The sequence below is a fragment of the Pseudoxanthomonas japonensis genome, assembly GCF_043632995.1.
Classification (GTDB): domain Bacteria; phylum Pseudomonadota; class Gammaproteobacteria; order Xanthomonadales; family Xanthomonadaceae; genus Pseudoxanthomonas_A; species Pseudoxanthomonas_A japonensis.
Genome location: NZ_CP171634.1, coordinates 1 through 16,267, shown reverse-complemented (window position 1 = coordinate 16,267; position 16,267 = coordinate 1). Strand labels below are relative to the sequence as shown.

17 protein-coding genes are annotated in these 16,267 nt (G+C 66.8%); 12 read left to right on the top strand and 5 right to left on the bottom strand.

From position 1 onward, the window contains the following. Positions 1–12: 12 nt before the first annotated feature. The 12 genes from trbG (at position 13) to ACGHX3_RS20840 (ending at position 9,103) form a co-directional block, all read left to right on the top strand. Entirely contained in the window at positions 13–912 is a 900-nt protein-coding gene (gene trbG, locus ACGHX3_RS20895; protein WP_006122480.1) for a P-type conjugative transfer protein TrbG, read from the top strand. A gap of 2 nt (positions 913–914) precedes the next feature. After that, on the top strand, positions 915–1,403 hold the full coding sequence (locus ACGHX3_RS20890) for a conjugal transfer protein TrbH (protein ID WP_006122479.1): 489 nt from the start codon (positions 915–917) through the stop codon (positions 1,401–1,403). A gap of 4 nt (positions 1,404–1,407) precedes the next feature. Further along, positions 1,408–2,829, top strand: coding sequence for a TrbI/VirB10 family protein (locus ACGHX3_RS20885; RefSeq protein ID WP_011114050.1), 1,422 nt, complete (start codon positions 1,408–1,410; stop codon positions 2,827–2,829). 20 nt (positions 2,830–2,849) lie between these two features. Further along, positions 2,850–3,614, top strand: coding sequence for a P-type conjugative transfer protein TrbJ (gene trbJ, locus ACGHX3_RS20880; RefSeq protein WP_010890135.1), 765 nt, complete (start codon positions 2,850–2,852; stop codon positions 3,612–3,614). Between the two features lie 9 nt (positions 3,615–3,623). Next, the gene (gene trbK / locus ACGHX3_RS20875; protein WP_000644148.1) at positions 3,624–3,851 is read left to right on the top strand and encodes an entry exclusion lipoprotein TrbK; all 228 of its coding nucleotides are present in this window, start codon (positions 3,624–3,626) and stop codon (positions 3,849–3,851) included. A 10-nt stretch (positions 3,852–3,861) separates the two neighbouring features. Continuing rightward, complete coding sequence (trbL, locus tag ACGHX3_RS20870; RefSeq protein ID WP_027814021.1) at positions 3,862–5,580, top strand: P-type conjugative transfer protein TrbL; 1,719 nt, start codon at positions 3,862–3,864, stop codon at positions 5,578–5,580. Between the two features lie 17 nt (positions 5,581–5,597). Continuing rightward, entirely contained in the window at positions 5,598–6,185 is a 588-nt protein-coding gene (locus ACGHX3_RS20865) for a TrbM/KikA/MpfK family conjugal transfer protein (protein WP_010890138.1), read from the top strand. A gap of 13 nt (positions 6,186–6,198) precedes the next feature. After that, the gene (locus ACGHX3_RS20860) at positions 6,199–6,834 is read left to right on the top strand and encodes a transglycosylase SLT domain-containing protein (protein ID WP_011114052.1); all 636 of its coding nucleotides are present in this window, start codon (positions 6,199–6,201) and stop codon (positions 6,832–6,834) included. 28 nt (positions 6,835–6,862) lie between these two features. After that, positions 6,863–7,129, top strand: coding sequence for a hypothetical protein (locus ACGHX3_RS20855; RefSeq protein WP_010890140.1), 267 nt, complete (start codon positions 6,863–6,865; stop codon positions 7,127–7,129). Next, positions 7,129–7,827, top strand: coding sequence for a TraX family protein (locus tag ACGHX3_RS20850; RefSeq protein ID WP_011114053.1), 699 nt, complete (start codon positions 7,129–7,131; stop codon positions 7,825–7,827). Before ACGHX3_RS20855 ends, ACGHX3_RS20850 begins: the two co-directional genes overlap by 1 nt. A 15-nt stretch (positions 7,828–7,842) precedes the next feature. Continuing rightward, positions 7,843–8,274 carry an OmpA family protein gene (locus ACGHX3_RS20845; RefSeq protein WP_001665065.1) on the top strand — a complete coding sequence of 144 codons (432 nt, stop codon included), beginning with the start codon at positions 7,843–7,845 and terminating at the stop codon, positions 8,272–8,274. A 154-nt stretch (positions 8,275–8,428) separates the two neighbouring features. Continuing rightward, entirely contained in the window at positions 8,429–9,103 is a 675-nt protein-coding gene (locus tag ACGHX3_RS20840) for a DNA methylase (protein ID WP_011178411.1), read from the top strand. Position 9,104: 1 nt separating this feature from the next. Here the strand turns inward: ACGHX3_RS20840 and ACGHX3_RS20835 are convergent, their stop codons facing one another. From ACGHX3_RS20835 to ACGHX3_RS20815, 5 genes are all read right to left on the bottom strand, one after another. Beyond that, positions 9,105–9,956, bottom strand: a complete 852-nt coding sequence (locus ACGHX3_RS20835; protein WP_011296189.1) for a recombinase family protein — start codon at positions 9,954–9,956, stop codon at positions 9,105–9,107. 112 nt (positions 9,957–10,068) lie between these two features. Then, positions 10,069–10,635, bottom strand: coding sequence for a recombinase family protein (locus tag ACGHX3_RS20830; RefSeq protein ID WP_394697563.1), 567 nt, complete (start codon positions 10,633–10,635; stop codon positions 10,069–10,071). A 128-nt stretch (positions 10,636–10,763) separates the two neighbouring features. Beyond that, positions 10,764–11,045: a type II toxin-antitoxin system YafQ family toxin gene (locus ACGHX3_RS20825; protein WP_394697562.1), complete on the bottom strand. Its 282-nt coding sequence runs from the start codon at positions 11,043–11,045 to the stop codon at positions 10,764–10,766. Next, positions 11,032–11,301: a type II toxin-antitoxin system RelB/DinJ family antitoxin gene (locus ACGHX3_RS20820; protein ID WP_017518824.1), complete on the bottom strand. Its 270-nt coding sequence runs from the start codon at positions 11,299–11,301 to the stop codon at positions 11,032–11,034. Before ACGHX3_RS20820 ends, ACGHX3_RS20825 begins: the two co-directional genes overlap by 14 nt. Before the next feature lie 619 nt (positions 11,302–11,920). Next, a complete protein-coding gene (locus ACGHX3_RS20815; protein ID WP_011117147.1) occupies positions 11,921–16,267 on the bottom strand; it encodes a zincin-like metallopeptidase domain-containing protein in 4,347 nt (1,448 codons plus the stop codon).

The window sequence follows — 16,267 nt, the reverse complement described above, 5'->3', positions numbered from 1 at the left end:
AGGTCATCCACCATGAAGAAAACCCTCTCCGCTTTGATCGTGGGCGCTGCTGTGGCGGTGCCCTCCCTGGCTCTGGCCGCCCCTGGCGACGACATTGCCGACAAGTATTTCAACAAGACCAACCCGACGCTGACCGCTCAAGAGCGCGCGGCGCTCGCCATCGCCAAACGGTGGGAAGCGGGGTCGGCGACGGGCATCAAGCCGGTGGCCGGCTCGGGCGGTGCCATCAAGTTCGTGTACGGCGCGCAGCAGCCGAGCATCGTTTGCGCGGTGCTCCAGGTGTGCGACGTGGCCTTGCAGCCCGGCGAACAAGTGAACTCGATCAACCTGGGCGACACGGCCAGGTGGACGGTGGAACCGGCCATCACCGGCAGCGGCGCGACCGAGGTTCAGCACCTCATCATCAAGCCGATGGACGTGGGCCTCGAAACCAGCCTGGTTGTGACCACGAACCGCCGCAGCTACCACTTCCGCCTGCGCTCGCATCGCACCGAGTACATGCCGCAAGTCTCGTTCACGTACCCCGAGGAAGCGCAAGCCAAGTGGGACGCGATCCAGCGCCGCGAGAAGCAGGAACGCACCGACAACACCCTGCCGGCGACGGGCGAGTACCTGGGCGATCTCTCGTTCGACTATGAGCTGTCCGGGTCGGCGAGCTGGAAGCCTGTGCGCGTCTACAACGATGGCCGCAAGACCATCATCGAAATGCCCGGCACGATGCAGCAGACCGAAGCGCCGACGCTCCTGGTCGTGCGCAAAGAGGGCGGCTTGTTCACCGACGACGAAACGGTGCTGGTCAATTACCGCGTGCAGGGCAATCGCTACATCGTGGACACGGTGTTTGACCGCGCGATCCTGATTGCCGGTGTTGGCAGTAGCCAAGACCGCGTGACCATCAGCCGGAGGAAGTGACCATGCGCAAGATCGTCTCTCTCGCGCTGCTCGCCCTCGCCCTGGGCCTCGGCGGCTGCGCAACCACCAGCCAGTACGGCAACTTCGTCCAGTCGGCCGCGCTCGATCAGCAGAAGCTCGCCACCGACGCGGTGCAGCAGCTCGCCACGCTGTACGCGCCGGCGCGCACGCGCCTGGAGCTGCAACAGCCGACGCCCGATCCGTTCGGCCAGGCGCTCGTCAAGTCGCTGCGCGACAAGGGCTATGCCCTCCTGGAGTACGCCCCGGCCGGCGCTTCCACGCAGGCCCCGGCCTCGGCGGCATCGCAGGCGAGCGCACCGGCCACCACGGCCGCGTCGGGCGGCCTGCCGTTGCGCTACGTGCTCGACCAGGCTGGCGACTCGAACCTGTACCGCCTGACCTTGATGGTCGGCAATCAATCCATCACCCGCCCTTACCTGGCGCAAAACGGCACGTTCGCGCCGGCCGGGTACTGGGTGCGCAAGGAGTGACGCCATGACAGAAAACGCCGATCAGATGGCACCTGACGCTTCGCCTGGCGAAGTGTCCAAGAAGGCGGGCGTCCGTCGCGTCAACAACATGCCCATGTACATCCTCGGCGGCGTCCTGCTGTCGTTCGTGCTGGTCATGGCCCTGGTCGCGGCGGATCGCGCGGCCAAGCAGAACGCGCCGGCGGACGGCCCCAAGGAGAAGGCCGGCAACACGTCGATGTTCGCCAAGGAGATCGCAGGCGACAAGACCGGCGGCTTGATCGAGCCGGCAAGCCCGCTCAAGGTGCCCGACATGCCGACCGGCCCGGCGTCGGCTCCGCTGGAGATCGCGCGGCCGTCCAACCCGGACGCGCCGCCGGCCCCGCCGGCCAACCCCGGCAACCCGGGCCAGCCGGTGAACGACGACGAGGCCCAGCGCATCCGCATGGCGAAGATGCAGATGTTCGGCGAAGCCGTGAAGGCCAAGACCACCGTGCGCGTGGATGCCCCGCGTAGCAACGGCTCCGCGCCGGGTGGCCCGAGCACCTACACCGGCACGCCGCAGACGCGCGATGAAATGCTGAACCGCATCGCAGCGGTGCAGCAGCAAATCGACGCGCAGCGCAGCAACGATCCGACCGCCGCCTATCAAGCACGCCTGGCGCAGATTCGCGGCATGGGCGTCGGTGGTGGCGGCGCGGCTCCGGCCGCCGGCGGCATGGGCGCGGGCGGTGCGCCGCAGCTCCTGCAAACCTCGACCAGCGGCGGCGGGCGCAACAGCATGGCGCAGTTCGGCCAAGGTGGGCAGGGCGACCGCTGGAAGCTGGATTCGCAGCCGGAAGCGCCGCGCACACCGTTCGAGCTGCGCGCGGGCTTCGTCGTGCCGGCCACGCTCATTTCGGGCATCAACTCCGATCTGCCGGGCCAAATCATGGCCCAGGTCGCGCAGGACGTGTACGACACACCGACCGGCAAGCACCTGTTGATCCCGCAGGGATCGCGCCTCGTCGGCTCGTATTCGAGCGACGTGGCCTACGGCCAAGCGCGCGTGCTGGTTGCGTGGCAACGCATCGTGTTCCCCGATGGCAAGGCGATGGACATTGGCGCGATGCCAGGCGCGGACAGCGCGGGATACGCGGGCTTCCACGACCAGGTGAACAACCACTATGTGCGCCTGTTCGGCTCGGCCTTCCTCATGTCCGGCGTGACAGCAGGCATCACCTACAGCCAACGCCAGAACCAGGCCACAAACACCTATGGCGCACCGAGCGCCAGCAGTGCCCTAAGCGAAGCCCTCGGCCAGCAGCTCGGCCAGGTTACGGCGCAACTCATCGCCAAGAACCTGAGCATTTCGCCGACGCTGGAAATTCGGCCGGGGTATCGCTTCAACGTCGTGGTCACGAAGGACATGACGTTTTCCAAGCCGTACCGTTCCTTCGATTACTAACGCCATAGGAGAAAAGCACCATGAAGCCGAAGTTTTTAGCCGCTAAATTGGCCCTCGTCATTGCTGTTTCGAGCACGCTGGCGGTCACACCTGTGCAGGCTGGCATCCCCGTCATCGACGGCACCAACCTGTCGCAGAACATCATGACGGCCATCGAATCGGTGGCCCAGACGCTCAAGCAAATTGAGCAGTACAGCACCCAGCTCCAGCAGTATCAAAACCAACTCCAGAACACGATGGCCCCGGCCGCGTATATCTGGGATCAGGCGCAATCGACCATCAACGGGTTGATGAACGCGGTCAACACGCTGGATTACTACAAGACCCAACTCGGCAGCCTGGACAGCTACATCGGCAAGTTCCAGGACGTGAACTACTACAAGAACTCGCCGTGCTTTACGGCGGCAGGGTGCTCCGACGCGGAACGCGCAGCACTTCGGAATGTGGCCCAGCTCGCGAGCGAGTCGCAGAAGAAGGCCAACGATGCCTTGTTCAAGGGCCTCGATAGGCAGCAAACGAATCTCACGGCCGATGCAGCGACGTTGCAGCGTCTTCAATCGGCAGCGCAGGGCGCGCAGGGCCAAATGCAGGCCATCGGCTACGCCAACCAGCTCGCCAGCCAGCAGGCCAACCAGCTCTTGCAGATTCGTGGCCTGCTGATCGCGCAGCAGAACGCGATGGCAACCAAGATGCAGGCCGACGCCGACAAGGAAGCCCAGCAGGCGGCAGCGGCCGCACAACTGCGCCAGGGCAGCTACCGGGCCAGCCCGGCGCGCACCTGGTAAGGGGGATTCATGAAAGCAATCAAGGCTCTGTCCTTGGCCTCGGCCGCCCTCGTGGCGGCCTTGGTCGCCGGCTGCGACAACAAGCCGGCCACGGCCCCCATGCCGGAAGTGAACGACGAGAACTGCAAGCCCGAGAACATCGCCAAGATCGAGGACAAGGGCGTCCAGCAGGCTTTTTCGTCGCTGTGCTTGCGTCGTGGTGGGGATTTCAAGCCCAGCCCGAAACGCGAATGGTGAGGTGCTGACGATGAGAATGCCAGCCAATCTAAAAACCCTCGCCCTGCCGCTGTTCGTCTGGCTGGCGTTCTTCGCGGTCGATGCCCACGCGGCCATCGACAACGCCGGCGTGTTCGATAGCGTGCTGGATCGCTACCAGGCCGCCGCGAGCGGCTGGGCCGGTGTCATCACCACGGCCGCAACCTGGCTCTTCTGGACGCTGGTTGTGATCTCGATGGTCTGGACGTTCGGCATGATGGCCTTGCGCAAGGCCGACATTGGCGAGTTCTTCGCGGAGTTCGTCCGCTTCACGATCTTTACCGGCTTCTTCTGGTGGGCGCTGACCAACGGCCCTAACTTCGCCTCGTCCATCTATGCGTCGTTGCGGCAGCTCGCCGGCAACGCGACGGGCCTGGGCAATGCTCTGTCGCCCTCGGGCATCGTGGACGTGGGCTTTGCGATCTTCGACAAGGTGATGGATCAGTCCTCGGTGTGGTCGCCGGTGGACAGCATGGCCGGCATCCTCATGGCCGTGGCGATCCTGGTCATCCTGGCCCTGGTCGGTGTGAATATGCTTCTGCTGCTCGCGTCGGGCTGGGTGCTCGCCTACGGCGGCGTGTTCTTCCTCGGCTTCGGTGGTTCGCGCTGGACTTCCGACATGGCGATCAACTACTACAAGGTCGTCCTGGGCGTGGCCGCGCAGCTCTTCGCAATGGTGCTCCTGGTGGGCATCGGCAAGACCTTCCTCGATGACTACTACTCGCGCATGAGCGCCGGCATCAGCCTCAAGGAAATGGGCGTGATGCTGATCGTCGTCATCATCCTCTTGGCGTTGGTCAACAAGATTCCGCCGCTCATCGCCGGGATCATCACCGGCGCGAGCGTGGGCGGTGCCGGCATCGGCCAGTTCGGTGCAGGCGCTGCGTTGGGTGCCGCAGGCATGGCAGCAGCAGCGGCCGCGACCGGCGGCGCCGCTCTGGCCGCCGGCGCAGCCTCGGCCGCCGGTGGTGCCTCTGCCGTCATGGCCGCCTTCTCGAAGGCCAATGAGAACGTGTCGGCAGGCACGGACGTTATGTCGGCCTTCTCGGGCGGCGGCAGCTCGGGCGGCGGTGCGGGCGGCGGCGGCGACGCCGGCACCGGCAGCACGCCCTTCGCTCAGGCTGCGGGCTTTAGCGGCAGCTCCGGCGGTGGCTCTTCGTCGGGTGGCGGCAGCCCCTCGACCGGCAGCAGCTCGGGCAGCTCGAAGGGCGGCGATAAGGGCGGCGGCAAAGCCGACGCCGGCGGCCAGGGCAGCAGCTCGACGGCCAGCACCGGCAGCAGTGCCGACAAGGCCGCCAAGAACGAACCCAAGCCCGCCGGCGGGGCAGGGCAAGGGCAGCAGGCCGCACCGGGCAGCACCGGCCCCGGCTTGCTCGCATCGGCCGCATCGGCCCTCGGCACGGCCGGCCGCATCGCCGCCGACGCCGGCGCGAACTTGGCGAAGGGAACCGCCGATGTTGCCAAGGCCAAAGCCGCGAGGCTGCGCGAAGCCGCAGCCGAGCGGATCGCCGACACCACTGGCGGAAAGATCGCCGCCGCGATCAAGGCGCAAGGAAGCGGCACGGCCGAGAACATCGACGTGCCCGACCAGCAGCCCGCGCCGAGCTTCGGCGACAACAGCCTGGCAGGCGGCCCCGCCGATGCCGATCCCGAGTCCGAAGTAGCTGCGTTCGCCAACCGCGAGCAAGGCCGCGACGGCACAACTGCGTAACCAAGGAGAGTCCAACCATGAAGAAGAAACTGTTTGCCCTGGCCGCCCTCGTGGCAGCCCTCGGATCGACCGCCGGCACGGCCAGCGCGCAAGACGTGCTGACCGGCGACACGCGCCTGGCCTGCGAGGCGATCCTGTGCCTGTCGTCGGGCACGCGCCCGAGCGAATGCACGCCGTCGCTGTCGCGGTACTTCAACATCACGAAGCGCAAGCTGTCGGACACGATCCGCGCCCGCCTGAACTTCCTCCAGCTTTGCCCGGTGGCGAGCCAGACGCCGGAAATGCAGTCGCTCGTGTCGGCGATCTCGCGCGGCGCTGGCCGTTGCGACGCGCAGTCGCTGAACTCGACGTTGGTGATGTGGACGGGCGGCTACGACGATGGGCGCACGTACATCAGCAACCAGTTGCCTGACTACTGCGGGGCCTACACCGGCCACGCCTACACCGACTTCGCCAGCAGCGGCACGCTGCCGCGCTATGTCGGGACGCCAGAGCGGGGCGGGTATTGGGTCGAAGCGCGCGACTATGACCGCGCCTTGGCCGAGTACAACGAACGCATCCGGCGCGAGGACGAAGAGCGCCGCCGTCAGTCCTGGCTGAACTGAGGGAGGGGAGGGCATGCCGTTCTTCGCCGATCTGCCGCCGCAGCTCCAGGAGCGCGTCGTCTGCTCGATCTCGGCCGCCGTCAAGTACGAGGTGCCGGTCAACATCGTGTTGGCCGTCGCCGAGAAAGAGGGCGGCAAGCCGGGCCAGTGGGTGCGCAACTCGAATGGCACGCATGACGTTGGCCCGATGCAGTTCAACACCGCGTACCTGGGCGACCTGGCCCGATACGGCATCACGGCGAACGATGTGGCGGCTGCCGGCTGCTACTCGTTCGACCTGGCCGCCTGGCGGCTGCGGATGCACATCCGCAACGACAAGGGCGACCTCTGGACGAAGGCGGCGAACTACCACTCGCGCACGCCGCAGTACAACGCGGTGTACCGGGCCGACTTGATGCGCAAGGCGTCGAAGTGGGCCGATTGGCTCGAAGCTCGGTTCGTCACGCTTGACGTGACGAAGGCCGGGGCCACGCCCTCGACGCCCAGCCAGCCCGCGACGGTGGCCCAGCGGGCGACGCCGGCGGCCAGGCCGGCACCAGCACCCCAGCAGGCCGCCCCAGCGGCCGCAGCAGCTCGCAGCGTGTCGGTGGCCGGCTACGTGCCCCGCACGGTGTCTTTCAACACTTCACGCGAGGGGTCGGCCGAGTAGGCCGGCTCTTCCGATTTAGCGGCTAAACATGGACAAATTCCACGCCTTCATGATGCGGTATACGCTGGGCGTCGGCCGGTTGCTTCAAGCCTATTGCAAGTGGGCGGAAGGACAGGCCAAGAACCAGCTCGATTTGCTTCTGCTGGGCCTCGGCCCGATCTTCGCCTTGGGCCTTCTGCTGTGGGCGCTGCCGGCGTGGATCGGCAAGCCCATCGCCTTCGTGCTCTCACTGCCAGCGCTCTACATCATCTTCCTGGTGCTGCGCGCCTACGCGATTCGCGGGGGCCGGCGCTGATGAAGGCCCTGCGGATTCCTGATGGAACCGTCGAAGCGTTGAAGTGGCTCGCACTGGTTCTCATGACCGGCGATCACGTCAACAAGTACCTGTTCAACGCGACGCTGCCGGTGCTGTTCGAGGCCGGCCGCGTGGCGCTCCCCCTTTTCGTGTTCGTCCTGGCCTACAACCTGGCCCGGCCGGGCACGCTCGAACGCGGCGTGTACGGCCGCACCATGTCGCGCCTGGCGATGTTCGGCGCGCTGGCCTCCGTGCCCTTCGTGGCCCTCGGCGGCCTGTACGCCGGTTGGTGGCCGCTCAACGTGATGTTCACGCTGCTGGTCGTCACGGCCACGGCTTACCTGGTCGAACGTGGCGGCAAGCTGCACCTGGCGGCCGCCGGCGTGGTGTTCCTGGTCGGCGGCAGCTCGGTCGAATATTGGTGGCCGGCCGTGGCTTTCGGCCTGGCGGTGTGGTCGTACACGCGCCGGCCGAGCTGGGCCGCCGCGGCGGTCGCGGTGCTGGCCTGCGCGGCCCTGTGGTTCGTCAATCGCAACCTGTGGGCCTTGGCAGCCCTGCCGGTGCTCTTCCTGGCCTCGCGGGTGGATGTGCGCGTGCCGCGCCTGCGCTGGGCCTTCTACGCCTATTACCCGCTGCACCTGGCCTCGCTCTGGTTGATCCGCATCCCCATGAGCAAGGCCGGCTACCTGTTCTTCTGATTGGAGTCCTGCCCCATGCGAAAACCCGTTCTTCTGGCCCTCTCTCTGGCGTTCCTGGTCAGCGCGCAAAGCGCACTGGCCGCCGGCGACGCCGGCAACTTCGGCACGCCGATCAAGTCCGGCGTATCGGTGTCCTTCCCCGACAGCAGCGCGACATTCCAGCCGACGCCAGAGGCCCTGGAGCTGCTGGCCGACGCTAGGAATGCGGCGATCATCTACATCAGCGGGCGCACCAGCACACTACGGCCCAGCGCGGCCGATGAGGCCCTTGCACTACGCCGTGCGCTCTCGGCCAGGTCGTACTTGGTGGCGCGCGGCGTCTCGCCGCTCAAGATCATGGTGAACTTCGCATCGGCCGCCGATTTCGTGGCAGACAACTCGACGGCCGAGGGCCGGCGCGAGAACCAGCGCGTGGACATTGAGGTGGTCTACATCCCCACCTACTGAGCGATCCGGCATCGCCATTCCTGGCGGTGCTGCAGGTCGCTCCAGCAGCTTCGCATCGTCGGCTCTGACGATGCAGGCCCGGCCGGCTTCCCTTGACAGCATCGCCATTTCTGACGATGCTGGCCAAGTCCCGATTTACTCCAGGAAGAAGGCCATGAGATACCCCGGCGGCAAGGGCGGTGCCGGCGTCTACCAGACGATCATCAACAACATCCCGCCTCACGACACGTACATCGAAACGCACCTGGGCGGCGGCAACATCCTGGAGCGCAAGCGGCCCGCTGCCCGCAGCGTCGGCATCGACGTTGATCCCGAGGTGATCGAGGTCTGGCAGCAGCTCGACGTGCCCGGCCTGGAGCTGCACCACGGCGACGCCGTGGCCTGGCTGGAGTCCCACCAGTTCACCGGCTCCGAGTTCGTCTACGCCGATCCGCCCTACGTGATGGACAGCCGGCGCGGCGGCAAGCTATACCGCCACGAATACGACGACGCCGACCACGTGCGGCTGCTCGACGTGCTGGCCGGCTTGCCGTGCGCGGTGATGGTGTCGGGCTACAGCTCAACGATCTATGACAGCTCTCCCTTGGCGTCATGGAGAACCATCGACTTCAACGCGATGACGCGCGGCGGCATCGCTATCGAACGGCTGTGGATGAACTACCCCGAGCCGGCCGAGCTGCACGATCTGCGCTACCTCGGCAGCAACTTCCGCGAGCGCGAGCGCATCAAGCGGAAGAAAGCCCGCTGGCAAGCGAAGCTCGCCAAGCTCGATCCGCTGGAGCGGGCGGCGATCATGGAATGCCTGCGCGAGCTGGAGGCGGCCGAGTAGGTCACGCCTGCGCCTGGTTGTGCAGCGCCCATACGCGCTTGACCTGGCTTTCACTGCACCCGGCCAGCCTGGCCGTCTCTGGAATGCTGTGGCCTGCGCTGCGCAGCGCCACGATGCGTTCATGCACCTTTGTGTTGGCCTTGCGGCCGGTGTAGCGGCCGGCGTCCTTCGCCAGCTCGACGCCCTGCCGCTGCCGCTCGCGGCGATCCTCGTAGTCGTCGCGGGCCATCTGCAACGCCAGCTTCAAAAGCATGTCCTGGATCGACTCCAGCACCACCTTTGCCACGCCCTTCGCCTCGGCGGCCAGGTCGGATAGATCGACCACGCCAGGGACAGCCAGGCGCGCGCCCTGGGCGCGGATCGAGGCCACGAGGCGTTCGGCCTCGGGCAGCGGCAGGCGGCTGATGCGGTCGATCTTCTCCGCAACGACGACTTCACCGGGTTGCAGGTCGCCGATCATGCGCAGCAGCTCGGCGCGATCGGCGCGAGCGCCCGAAGCCTTCTCGCGGTAGATGCCGGCGACGTAGAAGCCGGCGGCCCTGGTGCTCTCTACGATGGCGGCCTGCCTGGTCAAGTCCTGCTCGTCGGTGCTGACGCGCAAGTAGATGCGCGCGACCTTGAAAGCGACGCCGGCGGCCTGGTGCTCGGTCGGCGTCCGCATGATGCGGTCGGCACCTTCGACCAGGCCATCGCCGCCGACGCGCAGCGGTGGCGTCTTGGCGAGCGCCTGGCGCGCTGCGCGTGACTGGCGCGGCATGGCCGCAATCTGTGTTTCCTGGGCGGTGCGCGGCGTGATGATCGCGCTGCGCTTCGCCTTGGTCTTGCCTGGGAAGTAGCCGTTGCGGCTGGTCATGGGTTCCTCCGGTCATTTTGGGTATACGCAAAGTGTCCGGTCATGCTACCCCCGGCCAAAAAGGCCGTCATGCGATTTATCTGTCATTTTCAGAAGACGACCGCACGAAATATCAGGAGTCGGCTGCACTGGTGGATTGCAGCGCGGCGTACAGGGCCGTCTTGCTCACCTTGAGCCGCGTAGCGGCTTCACGAACGTTCAGCCCGTTGGCGATGTGCTCCCGCGCTCGCTGCAACTTGTCGGCGGTGACGACCGGCTTGCGCCCGCCCTTGCGCCCGCGTGCGGCGGCGGCGGTCAACCCGGCCTTGGTGCGCTCGCGGATCAAGTCACGCTCGAACTGGCCCAGCGCACCGAACACATGGAAGATGAGCCGTCCGCCCGGCGTTGTGGTGTCGATGGCTTCCGTCAGAGACCGGAAGCCGACGCCACGCGCTTCCAGCGCGCCTATCGTTTCGATCAGGTGCGGCATGGAGCGCCCCAGCCGATCCAGCCGCCAGACGGCCAGCACGTCGCCGTCGCGCAGGTAGGCCAGCGCATCCGCCAAGCCTGGGCGGTCGGCCTTGGCCCCGGAAGCGGTGTCCTCGAAAACGCGCTCGCAGCCCGCCTTGCGCAGCGCATCCGTCTGCAAGGCGGTGTCCTGTTCCGCCGTCGATACCCGCGCATAGCCGATCATCGCCATTGGCCGCCTCTTTTGTCCGTTATTCCGTCCGCCTATCTTAATGTCCGACAACCCGTTATACAAACACTTTGCCGGACAGTGTCCGGCATGACCGGCTAAGGATCGTTTGACGGACAGGGCGGCTGGCGTCAGCCGAAAAGCTCGCTGTGCGAGCCAAGCCGCGCCAGTCGCAGGGTGTCGGAATCGGACTTGCGGTAGATCAGCAACAGGTCGGGCTTGATGTGACATTCCCGGTAGCCTGCCCAATCGCCGGAAAGGTCGTGATCGCGGTAGCGCGCACCAAGGGGCTGATCGGTCGCCAGCGCGACCAGCACCGGCTTGAGCGCGTCATCGAGCGAGGCGCGGTGTTGGCCCTTGACCTCGCGCTTGTAATCGCGTTTGAACGCGGAGGAATGGTCAATCGTCCGCATGCAAATCCGCCATCAGGTCATCCACGCTGGTGAACTTCTTGCCCTTGCCTGCTTCCAGCTCGGCAATGGCCTTCTTGGTGGTGGCATTGGGCACCTTCACGTCGAAGGGCAGGCGGTGTTCGTCGGCGATGCGCAGCATCAGCAGGCGGATGGCGTCGGAAATCGACAAACCCATTGCTTCGAGCGCGCTGGCAGCGCGCTCCTTGGTGTTGGTGTCGATGCGGGCGCGGACGTAGGTATCGGCAGTGGTGCTCATGGCAATTCTCCGGGAACGGTTCAGATACCCATATTGTAGTCGCAATGCGACTACATCACAAGATTGCATCGTGCAGGGGAGTTCTGAGCAATTCCGGCCCCTTGCGGCACTTCGTGCATAGGACTGCTGACACGGCCCGTTCAGAAGTCGGCTGCACACGGGGCGGCCCGCCTCGTGAACTGGTGCAGTCGTCTTCTGAAAATGACATTATCTTGGCCGGGTCGTTATTGGCGGGTCTAAATGGCCGCTCCGTGGATCTCATCGCCAGAAATGGCGATGCGAGATCCAGGGCAGGGCGGCCGCCATCGTCAGACCTGGCGATGGTCGACGCCGGCGCGCATCGTCGGATGTGGCGATGCGAGCTCGAGGTCGGTGGCCACCGCCGGCGACCTGGTGCCATCGTCGGCAATGGCGATGCTGCAGCTCGACGTGCGCGGCCTGGTCGTCTCGGCATCGTCGGATGCGGCGATGCTCGAGCGAGGCGAAAAAAAACCGCCTCGGGGTGTCCGAGGCGGCAAGTCTGCATGCGGTTCAGGGAGGAAGAAACCGCGCCGGCGATCAGGGAGGAAAACCGCGCGGCCTGATGTGCAGCTCGGCCACTTTAGCCGGATTTTTCGACTTATCCGATGCGAGCGGCCCGCCGTGGGCGCTGCTCGATCTGCTGTTGCTTTTTCTCGACGTGCTTCTGCTCCTGGTGCTGCTGCTCGTCGCGCTGCACCTGGCTGATGGCCGCGCCGATCTGCCGCTTCACGCCCTCGATGCCCAGCTCGCTCTTGTGCGCCAAGTCGTTGAAGTCGGTGTGCTGCTTCATCGTGGACAGCGCCGCGATCTGCGCGCCGCTCAACATCGACGCCTTGAGCTTGGCCGCCTCGTCGCCGGCCAGCTCGACCTTGCCGGCGGCGGCGTCGGCAAGGCGCTGCTCGGCGCGCAGGTGGGTCTTGAAGCTGTCGGGCGTGATGGCGGGCAAGTCGCGCGGGTAGGTGTTCTCGGCCGGCGCGAAGATCGGGAAGATCGCCTTGCCGCCCACGGCCTGGGCGGCCGCCTCGGCCTTCTCCCGGCCGGGGTTGTTGCCGTGGGTCATGACCAGGTGCCGGTCGTCGTCGCCGGCGATGATGACCGGCTTGTCCGGGAACTTGGCGTGCAGCGCCTTCGCCACGGCCTCAAGGTTGCCGCTGTCGAAGGCGGCGACCGTGGCGTGGCCCACGGCCTCGGCCACCTGGGCCGCCGTGGCGTAGCCCTCCGAGATCACCAGCGCCGGCGCGGCCGCCAGGGCGTCCATGCCGCCGACCGGGTGGAAGCATCCTTCCTTCTTCGAGTCCTTGGCGAACCGCTTAGTGCCGTCCTCCTGGATGTATTGCATCGTCCATTGCTTGCCCTCTGCGTCGAAGGCCGGGATGTAGGTCTTCTGGCCTTCGCGGTCGGTCATCACGCCGGCCTGCGCCTGGATGCCTTTGGCTTGCAGGTAGGGCGTCGGCTGCTCGATGGGCACGAGGTCGGCCATCTGCCGACCGACGCGCTGCGCGGTGGCCTCCTGGGCCTTGTCCTGCTCGACGGCTCGCTGTGCCAGCTTCTCGGCCGCCTCGGCCTGGAGCTTGGCCTTCTCCTGGTCGCTCAAGGCGTAGCCCTTGCTCTTCCAGGTAATGTCCGTGCCGGTCTTGTTGTTGATGATCCGCCCGGCCGGGTGCCCGTCCAGGTGGCCCACGTAGAAGCCATCGAGCGCGCCCTTCTTGCCGCCCTCGACCGGCACGCGGTGCCGCTTGCCATCCATGATCGGGTGATCGCCCTGGGCGTTGCTGCCGGTGAACAGGCCGGCGCTGCGCATGGCCTCGGCGAACTCTTCCCTTGGCGTCATCGCTGGCCCTTGCTGGGCCTGCACGTTCTCGGGCTTCCAGCGTTCGAGCTTCGCCGCGTCGGCGCGCGGGCCGACATACCAGGACTTCGCGGCCTTGTCCCAAAGCGCGCCGGCGGCCTTGGCCGCGTTGCGCTGCTCGTAGGGCACGGCCAGGTACTGGCGGGCCTGCTGGGCCTGCTGCGCGGGCTTCTGCGCCTCGCCCTGGGCTTCGGGTGCCGGCTGGGCCGAACGCGGCTCTACGGCCGCTGTAGCGGCTCCCTGCGCCCATTTGGCGAAGGGAGCGGCATCGGTGCCCGGCGGCACGTACCAGGACTGTTGCTGCCGATCCCAACGCGCCCCGAGGCTCTTGGCCTCGTCCTTCTCCTTGTACGGCACGTTGATGTACTGCCGTTCGGGCTTCTCGGCCTGCGGCTGCGCCTGCTGCCGCTCGCGTTCCTGGCGCTCCAGCTCGGCCGCGCGGCGCTGCGCGTCGCTGTCGTTGAGCATGGCCGACGCCTCGGCGGTCTTGCGTGCCTCTTTAGCGGCTGAAATGTCCTCTTCGGTCGCGTTGGGGTCGCGCCGTACACGCTCTTCCTGCACGCGGGCCAGCTTGGCGGCGCGCTCGTGCTGGTTGTCGGTGCCCAGCGCATCGACCAGGTGCAGGCGCTCGGCCAGAGCCTCGGCCTGGCCCTCGGTGCGGGTGCCGGCGACGAAGGCAAAGGCGTCCTCGCCGAACTGCGCATCGGCCTTGCGCGCGTAGACCTGGAACGCCTGCGGCTCGATGCCGGCCTGGGCGGCATCGACGGTCTGGCCGTCCTGCTCGGCCACGCCGACGATGCGCAGCTCTCCGCTCCAGTCGGGCGGCAGCTCAACGCCAAGGTGTTGACGGGTCGCGTCGGCGAACGCCTGGCCGTCGATCTCGCCGGCGGCGAGCTGCCGGCGCGCGGCGGCGGCCTGCTCGATGCCCTGCACCGCGTCGGCAGGATGGGCGGCCAGCAGGGCGGCCGCCTGGTCGTTGGTCGGTGGGGTCATGTTCGCCTCCTGGTCTGCGACGGCCGCTTGCTGCTGGGTCAGCGCCGGCAGGGCCATCAACTGGTCGGGCGCGTAGTTGTTCAGCTCGTCCAGGCTGCGAACCTGGTGGGGTTCACCGTCCTGGTCGTGGAACGCAAAGATGCGCTGGCCGTCGCTCCACCTGGCTTCGGCGTCGATGCTCGACACGATCTGTTCGCCGTGCTGCTGGAGCTGCTGCGCGAGGTGGAGCTGTTCGGCCATGTTGGCGAACTCTTGCGCCAAGCCCTTGCGCTCCAGGTAGGCGTTGTCGGTGTCGGTGTGGCTCGGGTCGATGCCGAACACCGGCGACAGCCGGTCATGCGCGACCGCGTAGAACTGCTCGGGATCGGTGCCGGTGATGCTGCCCACGGTTTCGAGGCCACGGCTGCGCAAGGCGTCTTCCAGGGTGTCGCCCTGGAATGCCTGGTAGTGGCTGAAAGACACGTCCGGGTTGTCCAGGACTTCGGCAATGTCCACGGCCAGGGCCTGGGCCACGGCTTCGTCCTGGGCCTGGCTCTGCTGCTGGTCTTGCTCCTGAACCTGCTTCTGCTCGAAGGCCAGCACGTAGTCGTGAATCTTCTCGGCATCGGCGGCCGCGCGGAACACCTCCAGCGGCTCGTCTTGCAGCGCCTTGATCCACGAACCCACATAGGCGGCGTGCTGGCCCGGATCGTGGCCGATGCCCAGCTCGTCGCCGACGATCATGGAAGCGATCTCGGCGCGCAGCTCTTCCTTGGCGTACCCCTCGCTCCCGAACGGGTGCGCCAGGTCGCGGTCAAGGCGCGAAGCGTGGCCCGTCCAGTGGCCCAGCTCGTGCAGCGCGGTCGCGTAGTAGCGGTCGGAGCTGGGGAACTGGCCGCGCTCCGGCAGGGTGATGCTGTCGGTCGAAGGGCGGTAGAACGCCCGATCACCGGCGGCGTGGGTGATCGTCGCGCCCGAGGCTTTCAGGATGTGCTCGGCGCGCTCGACGGCGTTCCAAGTCTGTTCCTTCTTCGGCTGGAGCGGCGGCAGGCCGTCGATCTGCTCGCCGTTGAACACGGTCGCAAAGAACACGCGCGGCCGCTCCAGCATGACGGTTTCCTTGACCGGCTGGCCCTTCGCATCGAGGACGGGCCGGCCGCTGTCGTCCAGCTTGTCTTGCTCTTCGCTGAACTTCCAGTATTGAACCGGCGTGCCTTTCTCGCCCTTGCGAACCTGCGCGCCCACGGCGGCGGCCTGCTTGTAGGTCATCCAGCGCGCATCGCTGCGGCCCTGGGCCATCAGGTGGATGGCGTTGATCCCTTTGTACCGCTTGCCGGTGGTCGGGTTCATCGGCAGGTAGGCGTTGGGTTCGCCCGGCTCCCACGGCTTTTGCCACGGTGCGGTGCCGGCCTTGAGCTGCTCGATCAGCTTTTCGGCCACGACTTCGTGAAACGGCTTCTTCGGCTCCATGTTCTCGTCCCTTCGGAATAGCTCGTTGAACTGAGGGAAGTTCTGCTGTGTCCGGGAACGGTCGCGCAGGCCCTGGGCGACCATGCACACGATGTTGTGCAGGTCGTCGGCCTGCATGGGCCGCACGCGGGCGATGCAGGTTTCCGTGAATGACTGTTGGCCGCGCTGCTGCACCTGGTCGGCGACCTGGTGCTGGCTCGGCTCGATGCCCTCGCAGTGCAGGGCAAACACTTCCTCGGCGCGCACGTCCAGGGACTGGCCGGCATAGCGCCGGTTCACGTCATCCCATAGCGGCTTGAGGGTGGGTTCGTTGCGGGCGGCCGCCAGGCCGTCCAGCAAGGCGCGCTTCTCGCCCGGCGCGAAGGTGTTGGCCCCGTAGTGGCCTAGCACCTCGTGCCGCAGCGTCATCAGTAGGTCGCTGGCGCTCTCGACGTTCTGCAAGGGCACGTCCACGCGGCCACGGTAGGCGCGGCCGGCGTGCAGCGTCTCCTTGGGCACGTAGCCGCCCTTCATGTCGGCCGGCACCTCGGCCGCTCGCGGCCCGTACAGCTCGGCCGCGTCCTCGCGGAACTTGTAGGCCAGCTCCAGCGCGCCGGGGTAGTCGCGGACGAAAGCCCGCGTCACCCCTTGCGCCTCGGCTTTCGTGATCGGCAT

What these genes read in the sequence shown, in the direction of transcription:
- trbG (WP_006122480.1), top strand. Translation starts at nt 13, where the DNA reads ATGAAGAAAACCCTCTCCGCTTTGATCGTGGGCGCTGCTGTGGCGGTG.
- ACGHX3_RS20890 (WP_006122479.1), top strand. Translation starts at nt 915, where the DNA reads ATGCGCAAGATCGTCTCTCTCGCGCTGCTCGCCCTCGCCCTGGGCCTC.
- ACGHX3_RS20885 (WP_011114050.1), top strand. Translation starts at nt 1,408, where the DNA reads ATGACAGAAAACGCCGATCAGATGGCACCTGACGCTTCGCCTGGCGAA.
- trbJ (WP_010890135.1), top strand. Translation starts at nt 2,850, where the DNA reads ATGAAGCCGAAGTTTTTAGCCGCTAAATTGGCCCTCGTCATTGCTGTT.
- trbK (WP_000644148.1), top strand. Translation starts at nt 3,624, where the DNA reads ATGAAAGCAATCAAGGCTCTGTCCTTGGCCTCGGCCGCCCTCGTGGCG.
- trbL (WP_027814021.1), top strand. Translation starts at nt 3,862, where the DNA reads ATGAGAATGCCAGCCAATCTAAAAACCCTCGCCCTGCCGCTGTTCGTC.
- ACGHX3_RS20865 (WP_010890138.1), top strand. Translation starts at nt 5,598, where the DNA reads ATGAAGAAGAAACTGTTTGCCCTGGCCGCCCTCGTGGCAGCCCTCGGA.
- ACGHX3_RS20860 (WP_011114052.1), top strand. Translation starts at nt 6,199, where the DNA reads ATGCCGTTCTTCGCCGATCTGCCGCCGCAGCTCCAGGAGCGCGTCGTC.
- ACGHX3_RS20855 (WP_010890140.1), top strand. Translation starts at nt 6,863, where the DNA reads ATGGACAAATTCCACGCCTTCATGATGCGGTATACGCTGGGCGTCGGC.
- ACGHX3_RS20850 (WP_011114053.1), top strand. Translation starts at nt 7,129, where the DNA reads ATGAAGGCCCTGCGGATTCCTGATGGAACCGTCGAAGCGTTGAAGTGG.
- ACGHX3_RS20845 (WP_001665065.1), top strand. Translation starts at nt 7,843, where the DNA reads ATGCGAAAACCCGTTCTTCTGGCCCTCTCTCTGGCGTTCCTGGTCAGC.
- ACGHX3_RS20840 (WP_011178411.1), top strand. Translation starts at nt 8,429, where the DNA reads ATGAGATACCCCGGCGGCAAGGGCGGTGCCGGCGTCTACCAGACGATC.
- ACGHX3_RS20835 (WP_011296189.1), bottom strand. Translation starts at nt 9,956, where the DNA reads ATGACCAGCCGCAACGGCTACTTCCCAGGCAAGACCAAGGCGAAGCGC.
- ACGHX3_RS20830 (WP_394697563.1), bottom strand. Translation starts at nt 10,635, where the DNA reads ATGGCGATGATCGGCTATGCGCGGGTATCGACGGCGGAACAGGACACC.
- ACGHX3_RS20825 (WP_394697562.1), bottom strand. Translation starts at nt 11,045, where the DNA reads ATGCGGACGATTGACCATTCCTCCGCGTTCAAACGCGATTACAAGCGC.
- ACGHX3_RS20820 (WP_017518824.1), bottom strand. Translation starts at nt 11,301, where the DNA reads ATGAGCACCACTGCCGATACCTACGTCCGCGCCCGCATCGACACCAAC.
- ACGHX3_RS20815 (WP_011117147.1), bottom strand. Translation starts at nt 16,267, where the DNA reads ATGCCGATCACGAAAGCCGAGGCGCAAGGGGTGACGCGGGCTTTCGTC.